The following is an 18,829-nucleotide window of genomic DNA, read 5'->3' on the forward strand; positions in this document are numbered from 1 at the left end:
TCAGGTGTTAAGAGTTTAATGAGGTTAACTTGTTAATTTTTAACATATTAAATATATTAAAATGTACGGTAAAATTAAAGAGTATCTGCAAAGTGAGCTGCAGACAATTGAAGAAAACGGGATTTTCAAAAAAGAAAGAATTATAACGTCTGCACAAGATGCAGAAATTACAATTTCGACAGGAGAAAAAGTTTTGAATTTTTGTGCCAATAATTATTTAGGACTTTCTTCGCATCCGGATGTTGTTCAGGCTGCAAAAGATGCGATGGATACACATGGATTTGGAATGTCGTCTGTACGTTTTATATGCGGTACACAGGATATTCATAAAACATTGGAAAAAAAGATTGCAGAATTTTATGGTACCGAAGATACGATTCTATATGCAGCAGCATTTGATGCTAACGGTGGGGTTTTTGAACCTTTATTGGGAGAAAACGACGCCATTATTTCAGATAGTTTAAATCATGCTTCTATTATAGATGGTGTACGCTTGTGTAAAGCAGCCCGATATCGTTATGAAAATAGCAATATGGAAGATTTGGAACAACAATTAATTAAAGCCAATGAAGCTGGTGCCCGTTTTAAATTAATTGTTACCGACGGTGTTTTCTCAATGGATGGTCTTGTGGCGCCTTTGGATAAAATTTGCGATTTGGCAGATAAATATGATGCAATGGTAATGGTTGATGAATGCCACGCTGCCGGATTTATTGGTGCAACAGGAAAAGGAACTCTTGAAGCAAAAGGTGTAATGGGCAGAGTTGATATTATTACTGGTACTCTAGGTAAAGCATTAGGTGGTGCGATGGGAGGATACACTACTGCGAAGAAAGAAATTATCGAATTGCTACGTCAGCGCTCACGTCCTTATTTGTTTTCAAATTCACTTGCTCCGGCAATTGTTGGAGCTTCAATTAAAGTTTTTGAGCTACTAGAGAAAGATACTTCCTTAAGAGATAAATTAGAATGGAATACCAATTATTTCAAAGAAGGTATGAAGAAAGCCGGTTTTGATATTATAGATGGTGATTCTGCCATAGTACCTGTAATGTTATATGATGCAAAGTTGTCACAGACAATGGCTAATGAGCTTTTGAAAGAAGGAGTTTATGTAATTGGGTTTTTCTTTCCGGTTGTTCCTAAAGATAAAGCGAGAATTAGAGTTCAATTATCGGCGGCTCATACTAAAGAACATTTGGAAAAAGCAATAAATGCTTTTATATCAGTAGGAAAAATGTTAAAAGTTATATAATTCCCATTTTAAATAATTTTTGTAGGTTTTTTTTAACATTTCATTTTGTATTTAAAAAATTTGGTGTTACTTTTGTCTGTAATTAACTAAATTGTAATTAAAAAAATTAAGTATGAAACATCTTAACAAACTTTTAGTTGCTGTGATGATGGTGATGGGGTTAACTTCTCACGCGCAAGACAGTAACAATCCATGGGCTATCTCTTTTGGAGTTAATGCCGTAGACACTAGAACCAGTGCTGGTGGTGGAAGTGGATTCTTTGATCAACATTTTTCGCAGCCATTTGCTGTAAAAGACAACTGGAATATCCTTCCTTCTTTATCTTACATTGGTGTGTCTAGATACGTAGGAAGTGGTTTCTCTGTAGGTTTACAAGGGTCAGTAAACAAAATTGATAAAGCAGTTTACTTTAGACCAACTGCTCCTGGGCATGATGGAAGAGGTAATGTTGTTACTAATCCTGGTGATTTAATGTATTATGGAATTGATGCTACTATCAAATATAGCTTCCAGGAATTAATCAAATCTAAAGTAATCGATCCTTCGTTATCTATTGGTGGAGGTTATACTTTCTTAGGAGATGATAGTTTTGGAACTGTAAATCCAGGTGCTGGAATTACTTTTTGGTTTACTGACGCTATTGGTTTAGAGCTTGCTACTAAATATAAATGGGCAGTTTCTCCAAGTGATCCTCCAGGAAGAAATGACTATAATGGAGAAATTGACACTCCATCTCATTTCCAACACACTGCAGGTCTTATCTTCAAATTCGGAGGTAAAGATACTGACGGAGACGGAATCTACGACAAAGATGATGCTTGTCCAGATGTTGCAGGTTTAAAACAATTCAACGGATGTCCTGATACTGACGGAGACGGAATCGTTGACGCTAGTGATGCTTGTCCAGATGTATTTGGTTTAGCTGCATTAAACGGATGTCCTGATACTGACGGAGACGGAATTGCTGATAAAGATGATGCTTGTCCAGATGTTGCTGGTTTAGCTGCTTTAAAAGGTTGTCCAGATGCTGACGGTGATGGTATCGCTGACAAAGATGACAAATGTCCTACTGTTGCTGGTCCTAAAGAAAATGGTGGTTGTCCTTTCTTAGACGCTGATAAAGATGGTGTTTTAGACAAAGATGATGATTGTCCTACAGTTTACGGTCCTGCTTCTAACAGAGGTTGTCCAGAAGTTACTTCTGAAGCTTTAGAAGATCTTAAAGTTCAAGCTAGAGCAATCTACTTCAACTCAGGTAAAGCTACTTTCAAAACAGGAGACAAAGAAACTCCAGCTAGATTAGATGCTATCAAAGAAATTCTTAAAAACTATCCAAACGCGAAATTCTCTATTGAAGGTCACACAGATAGCGATGGTTCTGATAAATTGAACCAAAAACTTTCTGAAGAGAGAGCTGCTGCTGTTATGAACGCTTTGATCGAAAGAGGAGTAAATGTTGATAACTTAGTATCTAAAGGTTTCGGTGAGTCTCAACCAGTTGCAAGTAACAAAACTGCTGCAGGTAAAGCACAAAACAGAAGAACTGAAATTAGACACATTGGTTCTAAATACCAAGGTAAACTATAATTTACTTTGTAAATAATGTAGAAAAGCCATTCTTAATTGAATGGCTTTTTTTATTTTTATCAAATGATAAATTCTTCTTTTCTCGAAAAAATAGCTAATGTTATAATTCAGAACTATTCGGCTAAATTGGCGGAAACTACTATTATTCTCCCAAATAAAAGAGCAAAAGTTTTTTTAATAGAAGCTCTCAAAAAAGAAACTAAGCACACCATTCTTTCTCCTGAAATTATTAGTATTGAAGAATTTGTTCAGGATGTGGCATCAATCAGATCTGTTGACTCTATTGAGCTTTTGTTTGAGTTTTATGAAGTTTATCTTTCTGTAACAGAAAAACAAAATCAACAGTCGTTTGAATTGTTTGCTAATTGGGCCAAAACTCTTTTACAGGATTTTAATGAAATCGATCGTTATTTATTAGAGCCATCTCATGTTTTATCTTACCTGAAAGATATTGAAGACATTAAAAAATGGGGAATCGAAGTTGAAAATAAAACTAAGCTTTTAGAAAATTACATTGATTTCTGGAAACTTCTTCCGCTTTATTACAATTCATTGTATGATCATTTATTAAATAAAGCAATTGGTTATCAAGGTTTAATTTATCGCGAAGCAGTTAATAATCTAAATCATTTTTCGAATACTATTTCAAATCGTGTTTTTGTATTTGCGGGTTTTAATGCTTTGAATGCAGCTGAAGAAAAAATTGTACAGCATCTTTTGGCTCTTGATCAGGCTAAAATTTATTGGGATGCTGATCAAACTTTTTTAAATGATCCATATCATGATGCTGGTTTATTTGTAAGACGTTTTAAAGAGAACTGGAAATATTATAAATCAAATCCTTTTGAGTGGATTGTAGATGATTTTTCTCAATCTAAAAACATTCAGGTAATTGGAACTCCCAAGACTATTGGGCAGGCTAAATTGGCTGGTAATATTATAGATAGCATAATAAAGAAAATGCCAGAAACATCTCTTGATAAAGTTGCAATTGTTTTAGGTGAAGAAAATTTATTAATGCCGGTTTTGTATGCTTTGCCATCTTCGGTTGGAGCATTAAATATAACAATGGGTTATTCGGGTAAAAATAATCCATCGCAAATATTAATTGCAAAATTGTTTAAGATGCATACTAATGCGCTTTCCAGAAAAGGGGAGAGCTATGTGTTTTATTATAAAGATGTACTTGATGTTTTAACACATCCATTGGTTGAGCCTTATGCAAATGCAAACAATTTAGTAAAGATTATTAAAGAGAATAATTACACTTTTATAACCCATAGCAGACTTATTGAACTTGGATCTAACTCTACGGCTTTATTTCAGCTATTGTTTCAAAAATGGGAAAGTGGTGCAGTTGCTGTTTTGGAGAATATTTCGGCACTTTTGCTTTTGATAAAAGAAAATTTTAGCAACGATAATGAAGAAGAGAAAATTGCTAAAGCTTTTGTTTATGCAATCTTTAAGGTAATCAACAAATTGATTAATTATTATTCTAAACATCACCATATTGATAATATTGATACTTTGTATGCCATTTACAAACAAGTTATAGACGTTGCAGAGGTTTCTTTTGAAGGAGAACCTCTTCGGGGACTGCAGATTATGGGGGTTCTGGAAAGTCGTGTTTTAGATTTCGATACAGTTATCGTAACTTCTATGAACGAAGGGAAATTTCCTGCCGGGAAATCCCAAAATTCATTTATTCCATATGATGTCAAGAAAGAGTTAGGTTTGCCAACATTTAAAGAAAAAGACGCTATTTATACTTATCATTTTTACCATTTATTGCAAAGAGCCAAAAATATTTATTTGATATATAATACCGAAAATGATGGTTTGGATGCCGGTGAGCGCAGTCGTTTTATCACGCAATTAGAGGTTGAAAAACAATCGAAGCACCAACTGACTTTTGATATTTATAATCCGGCTTTGCCTACAACGGCATATCAACTGATGGTGGTTCCGAAGTCGGAGGCAGTGATGGAGCGTTTAAAAGAAATTGCATTGACGGGTTTTTCTCCTTCGGCTTTAACAAGTTATATTCGAAATCCGATTGATTTCTATTTTCAAAAAATTCTGCGGATTCGGGAAGTCGAAGAAGTTGAAGAAAATATTGCGCTAAATACCCTTGGAACTATAATTCACGAGACTTTAAAAACATTGTATGAGCCATTTATTGGTAAATTTATTTCAGAGAGCGATATTTCAAATTGCTTTAAATTATTGGATAATGAAGTTTTAAAGCAGTTCAAATTAGTTTATAAAGAAGGTGAAATTAAAAAAGGCCGTAATCTTCTGGCTTTTGAAGTTGCAAAACGAAATGTTTCTAATTTTCTGAAAATGGAATTAGAATCAATTCAAAATGGAGATGCCGTTCAGATTATTGCTTTAGAACAAACTTTTGGTCGTGAATTCAATCATCCGAGTTTGCCTTTCCCGGTTTTAATTAAAGGAAATGTCGATAGAATTGAATTGCGTAACGGAAAAATACGAATTATTGATTATAAGACCGGAAAAGTAGAAAAAACAAGCGTTATACTGAAATCGTGGAATGGATTGACAGAAGAGCTTAAAAACGACAAAATTATCCAGGTTTTGGCTTATGCGTTTATGTTTGAAAATGAAATGAAAGATATTCCGATTGAAGTTGGAATTATTTCGTTTAAAAATCTAAAATCCGGATTTCTTCCTTTTGGTTTTAAGGAAGATAAAGAACTTATTATTACAATAACTCCGGAAATTCTCAATAATTATTTAGAACAAATAGCTTTGCTTTTAAACGAGATTTTTGATATTGACATTCCTTTCGAAGAAAAAATCCTTTAAACAGTTTATGAAATTATTGACTGTATTAATAACAAAAGGCTGTTTCAATAGCATTTGAACAGCCTTTTTTGATTTTATTTATTGAAAAAATCAGACAGTACAATTTCTAACTCTTCCTTATTTTCGATATGACTCATGTGCCCGTCTTCAAAAGAAACAAGTTCTACGGTTGTATCTTCGATTTGGGCAAGGCTTTCCTCATAATTTAGAACGGGATCTTTCTTGCCTAAAACGAGTAAAACCGGAAAAAGATTTTTTTGTAAAAGAGTCTCTCTGTCTTTTCTTATTTTCATTCCTTCAAGCGAAGCTACAATTCCTTGCAAAGGCGTTTTTAAAGCTTGTACTTTTGCTTTTTCAATTTCAGAAGCAAAACGCGTTCTGTTGTTTTCACTGAATAAATTTGCAATTGCAAGGCTAACAAAATTTACATAATTCTGTTTTACCGCTTTAATGGCCCGTGTTCTGTTTAATTTTTTCTCGGTGCTGTCTTCTTTCGAAGTAGAATTCAATAAAACCAATTTCTGAATCTTATCCGGGTATAATTCGGCGAAAGCCAAACCAACATAACCTCCCATAGAATGACCAACAATAATAGCTTTTTCAATACTTAAATGTTCAAAAACCAGGTTAACAGCATTTGCATTTTCTTCCATTTCATGTACATAACCAAGACATTCTGTTTCGCCATGGCCTAATAAATCGATAGTAATTACACGATGTTTTTTTGAGAAAAGAGCAACATAATCCTGCCACATTTTTTTGTTTTCCAAAAAGCCGTGAAGAAATATAATTGCTGTTCCTTCGCCAGAATCAGTAAAGGAAATTTTGGTGTTTTTATATAGGATATTTTTCAAAATGATAATTTAAATTTTAAAGTACAAATATAAGAAAGCACAGGCTGTATAAGAAACATATGTGCTTTTGAGTTAATATTTATTCGATAGTGATATCATTTTTATTATAGTAGAAATTGTTTTGAAATAAAAAAACGGCTTTCAGAAATGAAAGCCGTTTGTAAATAAGATTAATTTAAAAGCGATTATCGCCATCCAAAAGATTTCCGATTCCGCCTAGCAAGCTTCCTTCGTCACGGCCATTTCCACCTGATCTTGGAGCCGATGCAATGATTCTGTCTGCTAATCTGCTAAATGGTAAAGATTGGATGTAAACAGTGCCAGGACCTTTTAAGGTTGCATAAAACAAACCTTCTCCTCCAAAGATAGAGTTTTTGATTCCACCTATAAATTCAATGTCATAATCGACATCTTTGGTAAAACCAATAATACAACCCGTATCTACTTTTAAGACTTCACCTGCCGCTAGTTCTTTTTTTGCCATTGTTCCGCCAGAATGAACAAAAGCCATTCCGTCTCCTTCTATTTTTTGCATAATGAAACCTTCTCCACCAAATAATCCGCGTCCTAATTTCTGAGAGAATTCTATTCCGACAGAAACGCCTTTGGCAGCACATAAAAAGGAACTTTTTTGACAGATAAATTTACCTTGAAATTGAGTTAAATCAATCGGAAGGATTTTTCCGGGATATGGGGATGCAAACGAAACTTTACTTTTGCTGTTTCCTTGATTTAAAAAAGCCGTCATAAACAAACTTTCACCAGTAAGAACTCTTTTACCTGCGTTTAAAAGTTTGCCAAACAAACCTGAACTTTGTTGTTGAGAACCGTCTCCAAATATAGTTTCCATCTGGATGTTGTTTTCCATCATCATAAAGCTCCCAGCCTCGGCAATTACAATTTCCTGCGGGTCTAGTTCAATTTCAACGTACTGCATTTCTTCTCCAAAAATCTGATAATCTATTTCGTGCGCTTGCATAATTTCTAATTTTTTGTTTTTAAAATTAGACTAATAATACTGTAGAATGTTACAATATTTGAGAGACTTCAGCTGTTTTTAAGTACATTAAATGATTTTGTTATTTTAAATTAGTCTTAATTATATTTTTTATTGCTTTAAATTCTATATTTTTGCACCATTATTATATTTTATCAGAATGGCATTAGTTAGTGATTTGACCACCAAAGTATTATTTGAAACCGAAAAAGGATACAGTTATCAATGTGATTTGACTAATAGTATAATTATCAATTTTGTTGATACAGTGTCAAGCTATAAAATTCATGATTTTTTGATTTTTCAAAGAAAGGTTAATAGCGTTGACATTCTCAATATGCTTTATGACTTGTCTGATCAGTCAGATGCACAATTGATTGAAACTACCAAAAGAAATTTTTCCAGAAATCTTACGATCTGCGAAATAGTGCAGTTGAGAGATTTATTAAACGGAACTAAATTTACCCTTACTTTACATTCGTTGCTTTGTAATACTGTCAACGTCGAGCTTATTTAGATTCTTACTTAGATTAAATCCAAATTTTCAGGTATTTACAGTTATCGTCTTTAATTTTGTAATTTTACATGTATAAAAATTGAAGATTATGAAAGATTTACTAAGAACAAGTACTTCATTAGTTGAAGGAATAGAAAATATATTGAATTTACAAGCAAAAATAGAAAGTGACGCTTCTAATAAATATTTAGCTATGGCTGCATGGCTGGATAGAAATGGTTATGCCAATACAGCATCGTACTTGTATAAGCAGGCTGAAGAAGAGAGAGAACATTTTCTGAAAATTTTTAAATTCATTACAGATATGGGAGGGATTGCAATTACACCATCTGTTCCAGAAGTACAGCAAGAATTTGCTTCTTTTAGGGAAGTATTTGAAATTGCTTTGCAAAACGAAATTGCAGTTACTCAGGCAATCAATAAAGTAATTGCAAAATGTAGAGCTGAGAATGATTATGCTACAGAAGATTTTATGATGTGGTATGTAGCTGAGCAAAGAGAAGAAGAGAAGAACGCAAGAAGAGCTTTAGAGCTTTTTGAATTGATCAACGGAAACGAAGCTGACGGCAAATTTCAATTGGATCTTCAAATTTCAAAAATCGGATAAATAAAGATTTATAAAATTAAAAGCCCTTAATATTTATTAAGGGCTTTTTGATTTTTATGATTTTAAAAATGAATTAATATCCGAGAAATATTTATCTCTTGCATCGAGCCATCCGTAATGTTTAGAATGCTCCAATAAAATAAGTTTCGAATTTGGATACACTTTATGACCAATTTCTCCAATTTCATTGCTAATGATATCTTCTTTTCCCTGAATAATTAAAACCGGATTTTTGAAGCTTTTTAGCTTGTCTTTGCAGTCAAAATTCATTTTCTGCATATCAGACCATAACAAGCCATTTATTGTAGAATTTCCTTGTGTTAACCTTTCGGCAATTATGGAAACAAATTTCCGATCGTAAACATAAGCCGGAGCCATCGCTTTTCCGCGGCCCAGTCTTGCTTTGTAAGATGTGTCGCCTTTTTCGATTTTATCATTCCAGTAATCCAGAGAATCCTTTTCAGCTTTACTTAAACCGGCTTCAATTAAATTCGGACTTTTTAATAAAGTCAAATCTACGCCGCCAGATGATGATAAAATCAATTTATCGATACTATTTGGGTAAACAGTAGCATAATAAGAACCTAACATTCCGCCGAAAGAATGCCCCAGAATATTCCATTTTTTAATTTTAAGATGCTTTCTTAACGACTCAACATCATCAGCCATTATTTTCATCGAAATACTTTTAGAATCTAATTTTGAAAGTTTCGATTTTCCGGTACCCCTTTGATCGTAAATAATTGTTTGCTGATTTTCGCCCAAAGTTTTCGCCATATCTTCAAAACCATTGCTGTTCATTCCCGGACCGCCGTTTATAATTAAAAGCGGTTTGCCTTTCCCGAAAGTTTTGTAAAAGGTTTTGGTTCCATCAGCGTTAACTGCATAGCCTTCTGTTTGAGAAAAAATGTTTCCCAAAAAGAATAAAAAACCAAGTAAAAAAATATTTTTCATTGTGAATTAAGAATTCATCAAACTCTCGATTTCATCCACTTCAACCGGAATATTGCGCATAAGATTAAAAGGCTCTCCTTTTTCCTGAACCACAAGATTATCTTCTAAACGAATTCCGAAACCTTCAGCCGGAATATAAATTCCCGGTTCAACCGTAAAAACCATATTAGCTTTCATTGGTTCATGAAGTAATCCATAATCGTGCGTGTCAAGTCCCATGTGGTGAGAAGTTCCGTGCATGAAATATTTTTTGTAAGCTGGCCAATCAGGGTTTTCGTTCTGAACATCGGCTTTGTCAATTAAACCCAAACCAAGTAATTCTGAAGTCATGATTTTACCTACTTCAATATGATATTGTTTCCAAAGCGTTCCTGGAGCCAACATTTTTGTAGCTTCATTTTTAACTCTCAAAACCGCATTGTAAACCGCTTTTTGACGATCAGAAAATCTTCCCGAAACCGGAATCGTTCTCGTCATGTCGCTAGAATAATTTGCATATTCTGCAGCAACATCTAATAAAATTAAATCTCCGGCTTTACATTGCTGATTGTTTTCGATGTAATGCAAAACATTCGCATTGTTTCCCGAAGCAATAATTGGCGTATAAGCAAAACCTTTAGAACGATTGCGGATGAATTCGTGAGCCAATTCAGCTTCAATTTCATATTCCGTAACATTTGGTTTTACAAACGAAAGCAATCTGCGGAAACCTTTCTCGGTAATATCACAAGCTTGCTGAATCAAATCGATTTCTTCACTTTCTTTTACAGAACGAATACGTTGCAAAATCGGGTTGCTTTTTGCCACATTGTGTGCAGGATAACGTTCTTTCCACCATTTTACAAAACGAGCTTCGCGGGTTTCTGTTTCAACAGTTGCGCGGTAATGTTCGTTTGTATTGATGTACATAGTGTCGGCATACGTCATCATTTCGTTCAAAATTTTATGAAAATCCTGTAACCAATAAACAGTTCTGATTCCCGAAACCTGAAAAGCGCGTTCTTTAGTCAGTTTTTCACCTTCCCAAATTGCGATATGTTCGCTGGTTTCTTTCAGGAAAAGAATCTCTTTTTGATTTTCATAAGGCGCATCCGGAAACAAAAGCAAAATACTTTCTTCCTGATCTACACCGCTCAGATAAAAAATATCTCTGTGTTGAGCAAAAGGCAAAGTACTATCTGCACTAATTGGATAAATGTCATTTGAGTTGAAAACGGCAACACTGTTAGGTTTCATTTCTGCCGTGAATTTTCTGCGATTTTTTACAAAAAGAGCGCTGTTTATTTGATGATATTTCATAAAAATTGATTTTTGAACTTCGATTTTCAAAATTAGTGATTTTTGAAGATGTATCGCAAAATTGAATTATTAAAGTTTTCTTATTTGTTTTTGGTTTTTGCACGCAGATTTATGCGAATTGAAACAGATTTCCGTAGATTTTTATTAATGTAATCTTTTGTTTTCACAATCTTGTCATTCTGAGGAACGAAGAATCTCCGTAAGTAACTCGACAAAGATTGATAAACGCAAAGTTTGTCATTTCAACAACATTGAAAAATCTCAGCAACTTAGAATCTCAGAGTCTCAGAATCTTAATAATGGCGTGCCCCTCCGGGTCGGGCTTTCGGCTATATCTTTTACTCCGTTCCACTTCATAAAAGGATACCGCCTCAATCCCTCACGCGAACTTGGTTTTATTGAATTATTTTTGAACGGTAATTAATAGATTTATTAATAAAATATTTTACTTTAGCTATTTTTAAAAGGATTTTATTACTGCAAATTATATATAAAATGAGATTGTGGTACAATTGTTAAATTGATACAAAATTGAATGGAAGGAAACCAAACTTTAGGAGGAACAAGGCACAGTAACCCGCTTGCCAATGAAATGTCATATCCATTAACTCATGATGAATATCTTACATTACGTGATAATTTGGAGTTTTCTAAATTTAATAATTGGGAGGCCTTTTTATTAAGTACTTTAATAACTACAGTTATATCCCTTATTGTTATTTGTAGTACTGTCAATTTTTATATAAATGTTAAAGAAAAAGGAGTGTCAATGCAAAAAATTGATATGGGAAATTTAATAGTTATTATTGTATATAGTGCTATTACACTTGCTAGTTTGGTTTGTTTAATTGTTTCATTATGTAGTAAGAAGAAATCCAAATCAAGTCTCGAAAGATTAGATGTTAAAATTACAAATCATTTAGAAAACTCATGAAAAAAGCTGTAGCACTAATATTTGACCCAATAGTGGATGAGAAAAATTTTTCTGAATTTGAAGAGTTAATTAGAAGCAATTATATTTCCAAAAGGGCAAAGGATTTTGTTTTTATTTTGTCAGTTGATGAAAATGTAAAATCTAAAGAAATTCATGAATTTATATTGTCAAAATGTTCTTTTAGACCAAGTTTGCTAATTTGTAGAATGGAAAATTTTTATGGTAATTTTTCTGACAAAGAATTTGTCGAGTGGTTTAAAGTGCATTTTTCTCATATGGATTTAATAGAGTAATTACTTTATGTTTTTAATCTTTGTCTATACTAATACACTAATCCAAAAATCATTAAAAAATAAAAAAGCCGAAGTTCTCAAAACTTCGGCTTTTCTATAAATATATCTTTCGCAAAAAATTACTTTTTCTCACTCAATAACTTCTCTAATAAAGCAACTTTTTCTCTTTCAGCTTCAACCAATCTTTCATAAAGCTTTTCATTCTTATCAAATGCTTCAAGAAGTTTATCTAAAGGATTAAATGTGCAATTATTATTTTTTATAGAAGAAGAATCATTATGATAAGTATTCCCAATAATATTAAAAACAGCTTCTTCAGAAAAATTCTTTATAACATCGGCAGGAACTCCCAAAGCTTCGGCAATTGCTTTAAGTTTTTCGTCATCGACGCTTTCACTTCCTTCAATGATAGAGATAGATTGTTGTGTAGTGCCAATTGCAATCGCAAGTGCTTCTTGTTTCATATCTCTAAGCTCTCTGATTCGGCTTATGTTTCGCCCGATGTGTCTAGGTTTTGGTGCTGTGCTCATAGTTCAAAGATATTTAAAATTCTTTTACATTTTCGGTTTCTGTAGAAAACAAGTCTCGCTTTGTGGGATACATTTTGTAAATTGTTTCGCGAATTGCAAAAATACAACTTTTCTGACTATTCTGTAAACCAGACAGGTTTTTAAAATCTGTCTGGTTTAGTAAATTATTGCACAAAAAAATGACTATAAAAAAAGCAATCCCCAACGATCACAAAATCCTCACAGAAATAACCAAAAAATCAAAAGCATATTGGGGATATTCTGATGAGCAAATCAAAATCTGGTCTGAATTTTTAACGGTTTCAAAAGAATATGTCGAAACTAAATGGGTGTACAATTTAATTGTTGATGATAAAATTGTGGGCTATTATTCATTCTTCCACGAAAGTGAAAACACTATAAAACTGGATAATTTATTTGTTTTGCCTGATTTTATTGGTAAAGGATTCGGGAAAATGTTACTGAATGATTTTCTTGATCGAATGAAAAACAGCGATGCTCAGAAAGTAATTTTAAACTCAGAACCAAACGCTGAGGATTTTTATATTAAATTCGGATTTGTAAAAGTAGGGGAAATGGAAACTTCCATTAAAGATCGATATTTGCCGATAATGGAGTTAAAAATTAATAGAATTGGAGAAATAGAAAATGCATAATTCAGCTTTTAAATTAATAACAATCAAAGAAGTCAAATCGCAATATCCATTTTTATTGGATCATGAAGGTTTTGATTATTTTGATGAATGGGAAGATCAGGATTTCTTTTTAGTTTCAAATCAAGATATAAATTATGAAGGTGATTTCTATTTAGATCTTTATGAAGACAAAGAGAAAAAATGGCTTTCGGATCTATTAAATCTTCCATTAAAAGAAATTGAAAAAACAAGAATTGAAGGCATTTTAATAAACGGAAATTTCTCAACAAACGGAACAATCATAAATGCTGAAGGCGATTATGGCCCGTATGTTTTTATTAACGGAAATGTTACTTGTCAAAGTTTGCTGTTAGGAGGTTCGTATGTCGAAATAATGGGCGATGTAAAAGCCAAAGAAATGGTAATGACTTCGTATAATCATGGTAATTTTAAATGTTTGGGTACTATTGAAGCTCCGGTTTTTATAGTCGAAGATCATTATACAACTTTCGGAGGGCGAAAAAATGATTTGTTTTATTACAATGACAAAGAAAACGATTATGATTCTAAAAACGATTGTGAATACGACGAAGAATTTGATGAAGATAGTATCTCAATTGAATTACGCAAACATCTTGAAAATCCTTTTATCGCAACTTTTGAAGAATTAAAGCGTGAATTAGAAAGAGGTGAATTGGTTTTAAAGCAAAGTAATCCGCAGCCGAAAACATATGAATATTGGCAAAATAGAGTAACGTCGAATTACAGAGATTTAAAAGTGGTTCCACCTCAATTTAAAACTAAAGAATTATGTGAGTTGGCTTTGAATAATACATTTCATGCTTTATCATTTGTAAATGAGGAATTTATTACGGCTGAACTCTGTGAAAAATTAGTAGAGAAAGATGGTTTTGCAATTCAGAAAATACCAAGTCAGTTTATAACCCAGGAACTTTGTTTGAAAGCTGCAGAAAGCGGAACATTGATTTCGTTGATTCCGCATGATTTTTATTCGGAAGAACTGATTCTGACGACTTTCAAAAATGGTAAACACCAACCTGATATTAACTATGTTCCTTCTGAATTTATTACTGAAAGTTTATTAGAAGAATATGTGAAAATTGGCAAAGGATTATGGCTCGATAAAGCTTGTAAAGAAAATGGAAAAGATAAAATATCGATTTTAAAACGTGTTATTGACTCTGGAATAATAAATCTTGACGCGGTTTTTGGAAATCATTTTAGCAAAGAAGTTTTCGAATACGCGGCGTCTGTTTATGATAATGTTCAAAACGAAGCAGAGTGGAATAAATATGTTGAAAAGTACAAACAGAAGCTTGAACGTATTGGTTTGTAATCATAGTATTTGAAAAATGGATAACGAAAAGATTAAAATACTAAGAAGTAAAATTGCAGTTTCTTTAAATGTCGCTGTTGAGCTTCTTAAAAAGAATAATAATGATGTTTTATTATGTGAGCAGGAATTTCATGGTATTAATATCCAAACAATTTCTCAAAAAGCAGAATGTGATTACAAAACGGCGAACGAAAGTTATGCGTTGTGCAATTACGATATAGTAAAAGCGATTGAAAGGATTAATCAAAAACAAGTAATAATTACAACCGGAAATACAACAGATTCTAAAATTGGGTTTGTTTTATGGCCCGAAAACGCTGCAGGAGAATTCTATAAAACAACCAAAAGAAATGATGTCTTTATTCATACAGAGGATTTTGATATTATCCTAAAAGAGTTTCAATCTGTTTTTCCATTAAAAAATCCTTGGAATAATGATATTGAGGATAAATTTGATCCTGTTGGTAATAATTTTTTCGATAATAAAACCTGTAGAATTATCGTAGAAAAGATATCTCATATAAAAAACGATGATGAAAAAGTTCAGTTTTTCTTGAAAGAAGTAACAAACTGGCTAGACGACAAATTAACGTATGCTGATTATATAGTTGTTTACGGTAACTTGTAGAAAATGACACGCAAGATTTGCAATTAATTGTCCAATACTAAATTATGAAACAAAAAGTTGAAATCAGAAAAGTCGAAAAACAAGACTTAGATTTTGTTTACAAATCAATTTGCGAACTTGAAAATGAAGAATTAGATTTCAAAGTCTTCAAAGAAATATTTAATGAAAATATTTCAAATTCAAAAAATCTCTATTTGATAGCAGAAAATGAGAATGAAGGTTTGGGTTTTATTAGTTTTCACACACAAAATCTATTACATCACTGTGGTCGGGTTGGAGAAATTCAGGAATTTTTTATTCATAAAAGCCATCGTGGAAAAGGAATTGGAAGACAATTGATAGAGAAGATCATGCAATATGCAAATCAAAATAACCTGAAAAGTATCGAAGTTACCACAAATCGCCGAAGAGTTGAGAACGTGTTGATTTATGAAAATCTTGGTTTTACTTTATCACATAATAAGTTTACGATTTATAAATAGCTTTCCAGCTATGAAAGTTTGAACATAAAAAAACTGCTATTTTGTTGGTAGCAGTTTTAATAAATAGATAATTATGTTGTTATCATGGTAGGTATTCCATACAGATACTATTTGTTGCTGTTCTGTACAAATACCAGCCACATATGTTTCTTCCATAATAAGAAACTTCGTCACCGTTGCATAACGGATATGGCACGCAGTTTACAACTCCGCCATTAATTGATTTCAGTTCTTCTTTTGATAATTTTTGTGTCGACAATTTTTGTAAGTTTTTCATAAATAAGGTTTTTGGATTTTTCTGTTCTAGATATTATTTGAATAAAAATGGATAATTATGTTGTTATACTGCTCCATATTCCATACAAGTACTACCTGTTGGTGTTTTGTATAAATACCAGCCACATGAATTTATTACATAAAAAGTGGCTTCCTGACCGTTACATAATGGCCATGGTATACAGGGTGCATTATTACCGGCGTTAATTGATTTCAATTCTTCTTTTGATAATTTTTGTGTTGACAATTTTTGTAAGTTTTTCATAAATAATGTTTTTTGGATTTTTCTGTTCTGTAAGTTTTTGGATACTACTTGATAAAAATACTAATTATTTTTTCTAAATAAATACTTACAAAAAGAAACATTTAGATTCTGATTGATTTTTCAAAAATCTTTAATATTTTTCTTTTTTTAACTTAAAATAACAGTAAATTCTTTCTTTTTTGTGTTTTTAATGCAATTGTTGATTTTGAAAATAAGTAAAAAAACTTGTGAATCTTACTTGAAGCAAATTGGATTAAAGTTTAATATTGTAAACTAATAATTGCTTCAGGAAAAGATGAAAGAATTAAATCCGAAAATAAAACATCATTTAATAGTTGGTTCGCTAATTGGTCTCTGGTTATTTGTTTTTGCTTTCATCATAAAACCTTTTGACGATGGAACTATAAATCTAAGAGCTTGGTTTCTAATAAGTTTTGGTTTTAGTATAATGGCGTTTTTATGTTATGGTATTCTTGCTGTTCTTCAAAATAGGATTTACAAGAAAATCTCAAAATGGAATCTTAGTTTAGAAATTGGAAGTATTGTTTTGTTTTTTCTTATTTATCTCTTTGGAATCTATGCCTTTTATAAAAGCCCGATTTTAAAAGGAGGTTATAGTTTTTATGAGTTTTTCTCTATCATTTTTATTAAAGTTGCTTTGATTTTAACTCCCGTAGTTATTCTGGCAAGAAGATATTTAATCAAACTCATTCCTGTAAAAGATGACATACTCACTTTTATTGGAGAAAACAAATTAGACATTTTAAAAGTCCAAAAAGCTGATTTAGTTTGCATTTCAAATGCTCAAAATTATGTGGAGATTTTTTATATCGAAAACGAAAAATTGCATTCAAAACTAATTCGTTCTTCACTCAAAAAAATTCTCGAAGATTTTACTTTTTTAATCCAAATCCATCGTTCTCATTTAATAAATCCGATTCATTTTAAGTCCTGGAGAAATTCAAATACTGTTATTCTGACTCAAATGGAACTTCCGGTTTCTAAAAATTATAAAGAAAGTTTGTTGACTTTGTAATTTCGTACCTAAAACAATACGTTTCGTACCAAAGTCAATAATATTGGCATTTGCAGAAGTTTTTCATTCTAGTTTTGTTTCATCAATTTTAAAATAAATTATGAAAACAAAACACTTTTGTATGCTAGGATTACTATTTTTTGTAATAAGTTATTTGCTATTTTCTAAAGTTTTACCTGATTTTCAAAGTCCAATTGATTTTGCGCATTGGTTCAATTTAATTGGGGCCTGTTTTTTGTTCTCCTTTAATGATGTATTTCCTAAAAACAGATTAAATTCTATAGCTTCGTTTGTCACGGCTTTAGGGGTTGTTGCGCATATCGGACTTTGTACAATCGATTTCATAATGTCGAGTTACGGAACAAATGATCTTGCGCGAGAAGAATTAAGCCGGCATATTAGTAATGTACCATCAATTTTGTACCCTTTTGTAATTGTTGGTCCGTCTTTGCTTTTTATTGGTCTATCTCTTCATGCTTTGAATTTTATAATAACTAATGTAATAAGTTTTTTAATGGTTTTTCTTTCTTCGTTAGCAATAGGTTTCTCTTTTTTTATATTAAAAAATGGAGTTTATATGTTGTCGGGTTGTGTGGTTTTTGTTTTAGGATTGGTTTTTTTACTTAATAGAAAAGAAAGCCAAAACGAACAATTTGATAAATAATAAACTCAAAACAGAATCTCTATTTTTAATTTGTATTTTTGTTTGAAGGGAATAACTGAATTTAAATAAATTGAATAAAACTCTAAAATACCTAATCTCAATCTTTCTGGCTTTTGCTATGATTGCGAGCGATTGTACTTTAGGTTCTCAATCAAAATCAGCAGATTATTATCAATCTTCTTTTGTGATTTTAAGAAGAGAATTAGAGGGTAGAAATTCTCGTTTATACGTATTCAATAAATTTGTTTCCGGAATAAAAATTGCGTTTTCGATTCCTGTAACGTATCTGGAATTCAAACAACTTAGTAGTTTTCAAGTTGGGATTATCCAAAAAACTCAAAATCTTCTTCATCAAAATATAAGTTCATTTATAAGACAATCCGTTTTTGTAAACGAACTTATTACTTGCAATAATTTATATAAAAGTTTATACAGCGCTTAGTTTTTCTAAGTATTCATGCGCTTCAACGCATGTGATGATAAAATAATGTCTAATCATTTATCATTTTCAAAATGTATAAACACAAAAATAAAACACGTTTAGAACAATCTAAGCGACCGCTTCATTGGATAAAAAGAAAATTTATTGTTATAATAACCGCTTTTATGCTCGGAATGTCAAACGGAATGAATGTGCATGACGAAGTTCTGAAAGGAAATCAAAATTATACGGAACAGCATAAGAAGGATTAGTCTTCTTTGAGGTTCTAACGCATTTTTGTCATTTCGACCGAAGGGAGAAATCGCACTAGAAACTCGATAAAGATTGGCGACTTTGTTTGCGGAATTACTTGTGTGATTTCTCCCTTCGGTCGAAATGACAAGCTTG

General features: G+C 32.0%; 22 protein-coding genes. 15 read left to right on the forward strand and 7 right to left on the reverse strand.

Annotated elements, in window-relative coordinates; all coding sequences use genetic code 11:
* The first annotated feature begins 61 nt into the window (after positions 1-61).
* The 3 genes from kbl (at position 62) to RT99_RS14745 (ending at position 5,672) form a co-directional block, all read left to right on the forward strand.
* Positions 62-1,255, forward strand: a complete 1,194-nt coding sequence (gene kbl, locus RT99_RS14735) for a glycine C-acetyltransferase (RefSeq protein ID WP_042565522.1) — start codon at positions 62-64, stop codon at positions 1,253-1,255.
* Between the two features lie 112 nt (positions 1,256-1,367).
* The gene (locus tag RT99_RS14740; RefSeq protein ID WP_042565523.1) at positions 1,368-2,843 is read left to right on the forward strand and encodes an OmpA family protein; all 1,476 of its coding nucleotides are present in this window, start codon (positions 1,368-1,370) and stop codon (positions 2,841-2,843) included.
* A 63-nt stretch (positions 2,844-2,906) separates the two neighbouring features.
* Complete coding sequence (locus tag RT99_RS14745; protein WP_042565575.1) at positions 2,907-5,672, forward strand: PD-(D/E)XK nuclease family protein; 2,766 nt, start codon at positions 2,907-2,909, stop codon at positions 5,670-5,672.
* 74 nt (positions 5,673-5,746) lie between these two features.
* Here RT99_RS14745 and RT99_RS14750 read toward each other — a convergent pair whose 3' ends face one another.
* A complete protein-coding gene (locus RT99_RS14750) occupies positions 5,747-6,526 on the reverse strand; it encodes an alpha/beta fold hydrolase (RefSeq protein ID WP_042565524.1) in 780 nt (259 codons plus the stop codon).
* Between the two features lie 175 nt (positions 6,527-6,701).
* Positions 6,702-7,505 (reverse strand): TIGR00266 family protein, encoded by an 804-nt coding sequence (locus RT99_RS14755; protein ID WP_042565525.1) that lies wholly within the window; start codon positions 7,503-7,505, stop codon positions 6,702-6,704.
* 178 nt (positions 7,506-7,683) lie between these two features.
* Here RT99_RS14755 and RT99_RS14760 point away from each other — a divergent pair, with 178 nt between their 5' ends.
* Positions 7,684-8,040 carry a hypothetical protein gene (locus RT99_RS14760; RefSeq protein ID WP_042565526.1) on the forward strand — a complete coding sequence of 119 codons (357 nt, stop codon included), beginning with the start codon at positions 7,684-7,686 and terminating at the stop codon, positions 8,038-8,040.
* 88 nt (positions 8,041-8,128) lie between these two features.
* Positions 8,129-8,647: a ferritin gene (locus RT99_RS14765; RefSeq protein WP_042565527.1), complete on the forward strand. Its 519-nt coding sequence runs from the start codon at positions 8,129-8,131 to the stop codon at positions 8,645-8,647.
* 54 nt (positions 8,648-8,701) lie between these two features.
* Here RT99_RS14765 and RT99_RS14770 read toward each other — a convergent pair whose 3' ends face one another.
* On the reverse strand, positions 8,702-9,601 hold the full coding sequence (locus tag RT99_RS14770) for an alpha/beta fold hydrolase (protein WP_052483694.1): 900 nt from the start codon (positions 9,599-9,601) through the stop codon (positions 8,702-8,704).
* Between the two features lie 6 nt (positions 9,602-9,607).
* On the reverse strand, positions 9,608-10,900 hold the full coding sequence (locus RT99_RS14775; RefSeq protein WP_042565577.1) for an aminopeptidase P family protein: 1,293 nt from the start codon (positions 10,898-10,900) through the stop codon (positions 9,608-9,610).
* Positions 10,901-11,435: 535 nt separating this feature from the next.
* Here RT99_RS14775 and RT99_RS14780 point away from each other — a divergent pair.
* Positions 11,436-11,834 carry a hypothetical protein gene (locus RT99_RS14780; RefSeq protein WP_042565528.1) on the forward strand — a complete coding sequence of 133 codons (399 nt, stop codon included), beginning with the start codon at positions 11,436-11,438 and terminating at the stop codon, positions 11,832-11,834.
* Complete coding sequence (locus RT99_RS14785; protein ID WP_042565529.1) at positions 11,831-12,127, forward strand: hypothetical protein; 297 nt, start codon at positions 11,831-11,833, stop codon at positions 12,125-12,127. The genes RT99_RS14780 and RT99_RS14785 overlap by 4 nt, the downstream gene beginning before the upstream one ends.
* Positions 12,128-12,246: 119 nt before the next feature.
* Here the strand turns inward: RT99_RS14785 and RT99_RS14790 are convergent, their stop codons facing one another.
* The gene (locus RT99_RS14790) at positions 12,247-12,657 is read right to left on the reverse strand and encodes a helix-turn-helix domain-containing protein (protein WP_042565530.1); all 411 of its coding nucleotides are present in this window, start codon (positions 12,655-12,657) and stop codon (positions 12,247-12,249) included.
* Between the two features lie 179 nt (positions 12,658-12,836).
* Here RT99_RS14790 and RT99_RS14795 point away from each other — a divergent pair, with 179 nt between their 5' ends.
* From RT99_RS14795 to RT99_RS14810, 4 genes are read left to right on the forward strand one after another with little or no spacing between them, the layout of a single operon-like run.
* Positions 12,837-13,313: a GNAT family N-acetyltransferase gene (locus RT99_RS14795; protein ID WP_042565531.1), complete on the forward strand. Its 477-nt coding sequence runs from the start codon at positions 12,837-12,839 to the stop codon at positions 13,311-13,313.
* Positions 13,306-14,649, forward strand: coding sequence for a polymer-forming cytoskeletal protein (locus RT99_RS14800; protein WP_042565532.1), 1,344 nt, complete (start codon positions 13,306-13,308; stop codon positions 14,647-14,649). The genes RT99_RS14795 and RT99_RS14800 overlap by 8 nt, the downstream gene beginning before the upstream one ends.
* A gap of 16 nt (positions 14,650-14,665) precedes the next feature.
* Positions 14,666-15,277 carry a hypothetical protein gene (locus RT99_RS24755; protein WP_052483695.1) on the forward strand — a complete coding sequence of 204 codons (612 nt, stop codon included), beginning with the start codon at positions 14,666-14,668 and terminating at the stop codon, positions 15,275-15,277.
* Between the two features lie 44 nt (positions 15,278-15,321).
* Positions 15,322-15,759 carry a GNAT family N-acetyltransferase gene (locus RT99_RS14810; protein ID WP_042565533.1) on the forward strand — a complete coding sequence of 146 codons (438 nt, stop codon included), beginning with the start codon at positions 15,322-15,324 and terminating at the stop codon, positions 15,757-15,759.
* Between the two features lie 82 nt (positions 15,760-15,841).
* On the opposite strand, the gene RT99_RS14815 is transcribed toward RT99_RS14810, so the two are convergent.
* Together RT99_RS14815 and RT99_RS14820 are read right to left on the reverse strand one after the other, a co-directional pair.
* Positions 15,842-16,036 (reverse strand): hypothetical protein, encoded by a 195-nt coding sequence (locus RT99_RS14815; RefSeq protein WP_042565534.1) that lies wholly within the window; start codon positions 16,034-16,036, stop codon positions 15,842-15,844.
* A 63-nt stretch (positions 16,037-16,099) separates the two neighbouring features.
* On the reverse strand, positions 16,100-16,300 hold the full coding sequence (locus RT99_RS14820) for a hypothetical protein (RefSeq protein ID WP_042565535.1): 201 nt from the start codon (positions 16,298-16,300) through the stop codon (positions 16,100-16,102).
* Positions 16,301-16,595: 295 nt separating this feature from the next.
* Between RT99_RS14820 and RT99_RS14825 the strand changes: the two genes are divergently transcribed.
* The 4 genes from RT99_RS14825 to RT99_RS14840 all read left to right on the forward strand — a co-directional run bounded on the left by RT99_RS14825 (position 16,596) and on the right by RT99_RS14840 (position 18,693).
* Entirely contained in the window at positions 16,596-17,336 is a 741-nt protein-coding gene (locus tag RT99_RS14825) for a LytTR family transcriptional regulator DNA-binding domain-containing protein (protein WP_042565536.1), read from the forward strand.
* A gap of 121 nt (positions 17,337-17,457) precedes the next feature.
* Positions 17,458-18,000 carry a hypothetical protein gene (locus RT99_RS14830; RefSeq protein ID WP_242607212.1) on the forward strand — a complete coding sequence of 181 codons (543 nt, stop codon included), beginning with the start codon at positions 17,458-17,460 and terminating at the stop codon, positions 17,998-18,000.
* A gap of 70 nt (positions 18,001-18,070) precedes the next feature.
* Positions 18,071-18,442 carry a hypothetical protein gene (locus RT99_RS14835; RefSeq protein ID WP_131494922.1) on the forward strand — a complete coding sequence of 124 codons (372 nt, stop codon included), beginning with the start codon at positions 18,071-18,073 and terminating at the stop codon, positions 18,440-18,442.
* A gap of 71 nt (positions 18,443-18,513) precedes the next feature.
* A complete protein-coding gene (locus RT99_RS14840; RefSeq protein ID WP_042565539.1) occupies positions 18,514-18,693 on the forward strand; it encodes a hypothetical protein in 180 nt (59 codons plus the stop codon).
* Positions 18,694-18,829: the final 136 nt, after the last annotated feature.

The organism is Flavobacterium sp. MEB061, assembly GCF_000834715.1.
Classification (GTDB): domain Bacteria; phylum Bacteroidota; class Bacteroidia; order Flavobacteriales; family Flavobacteriaceae; genus Flavobacterium; species Flavobacterium pectinovorum.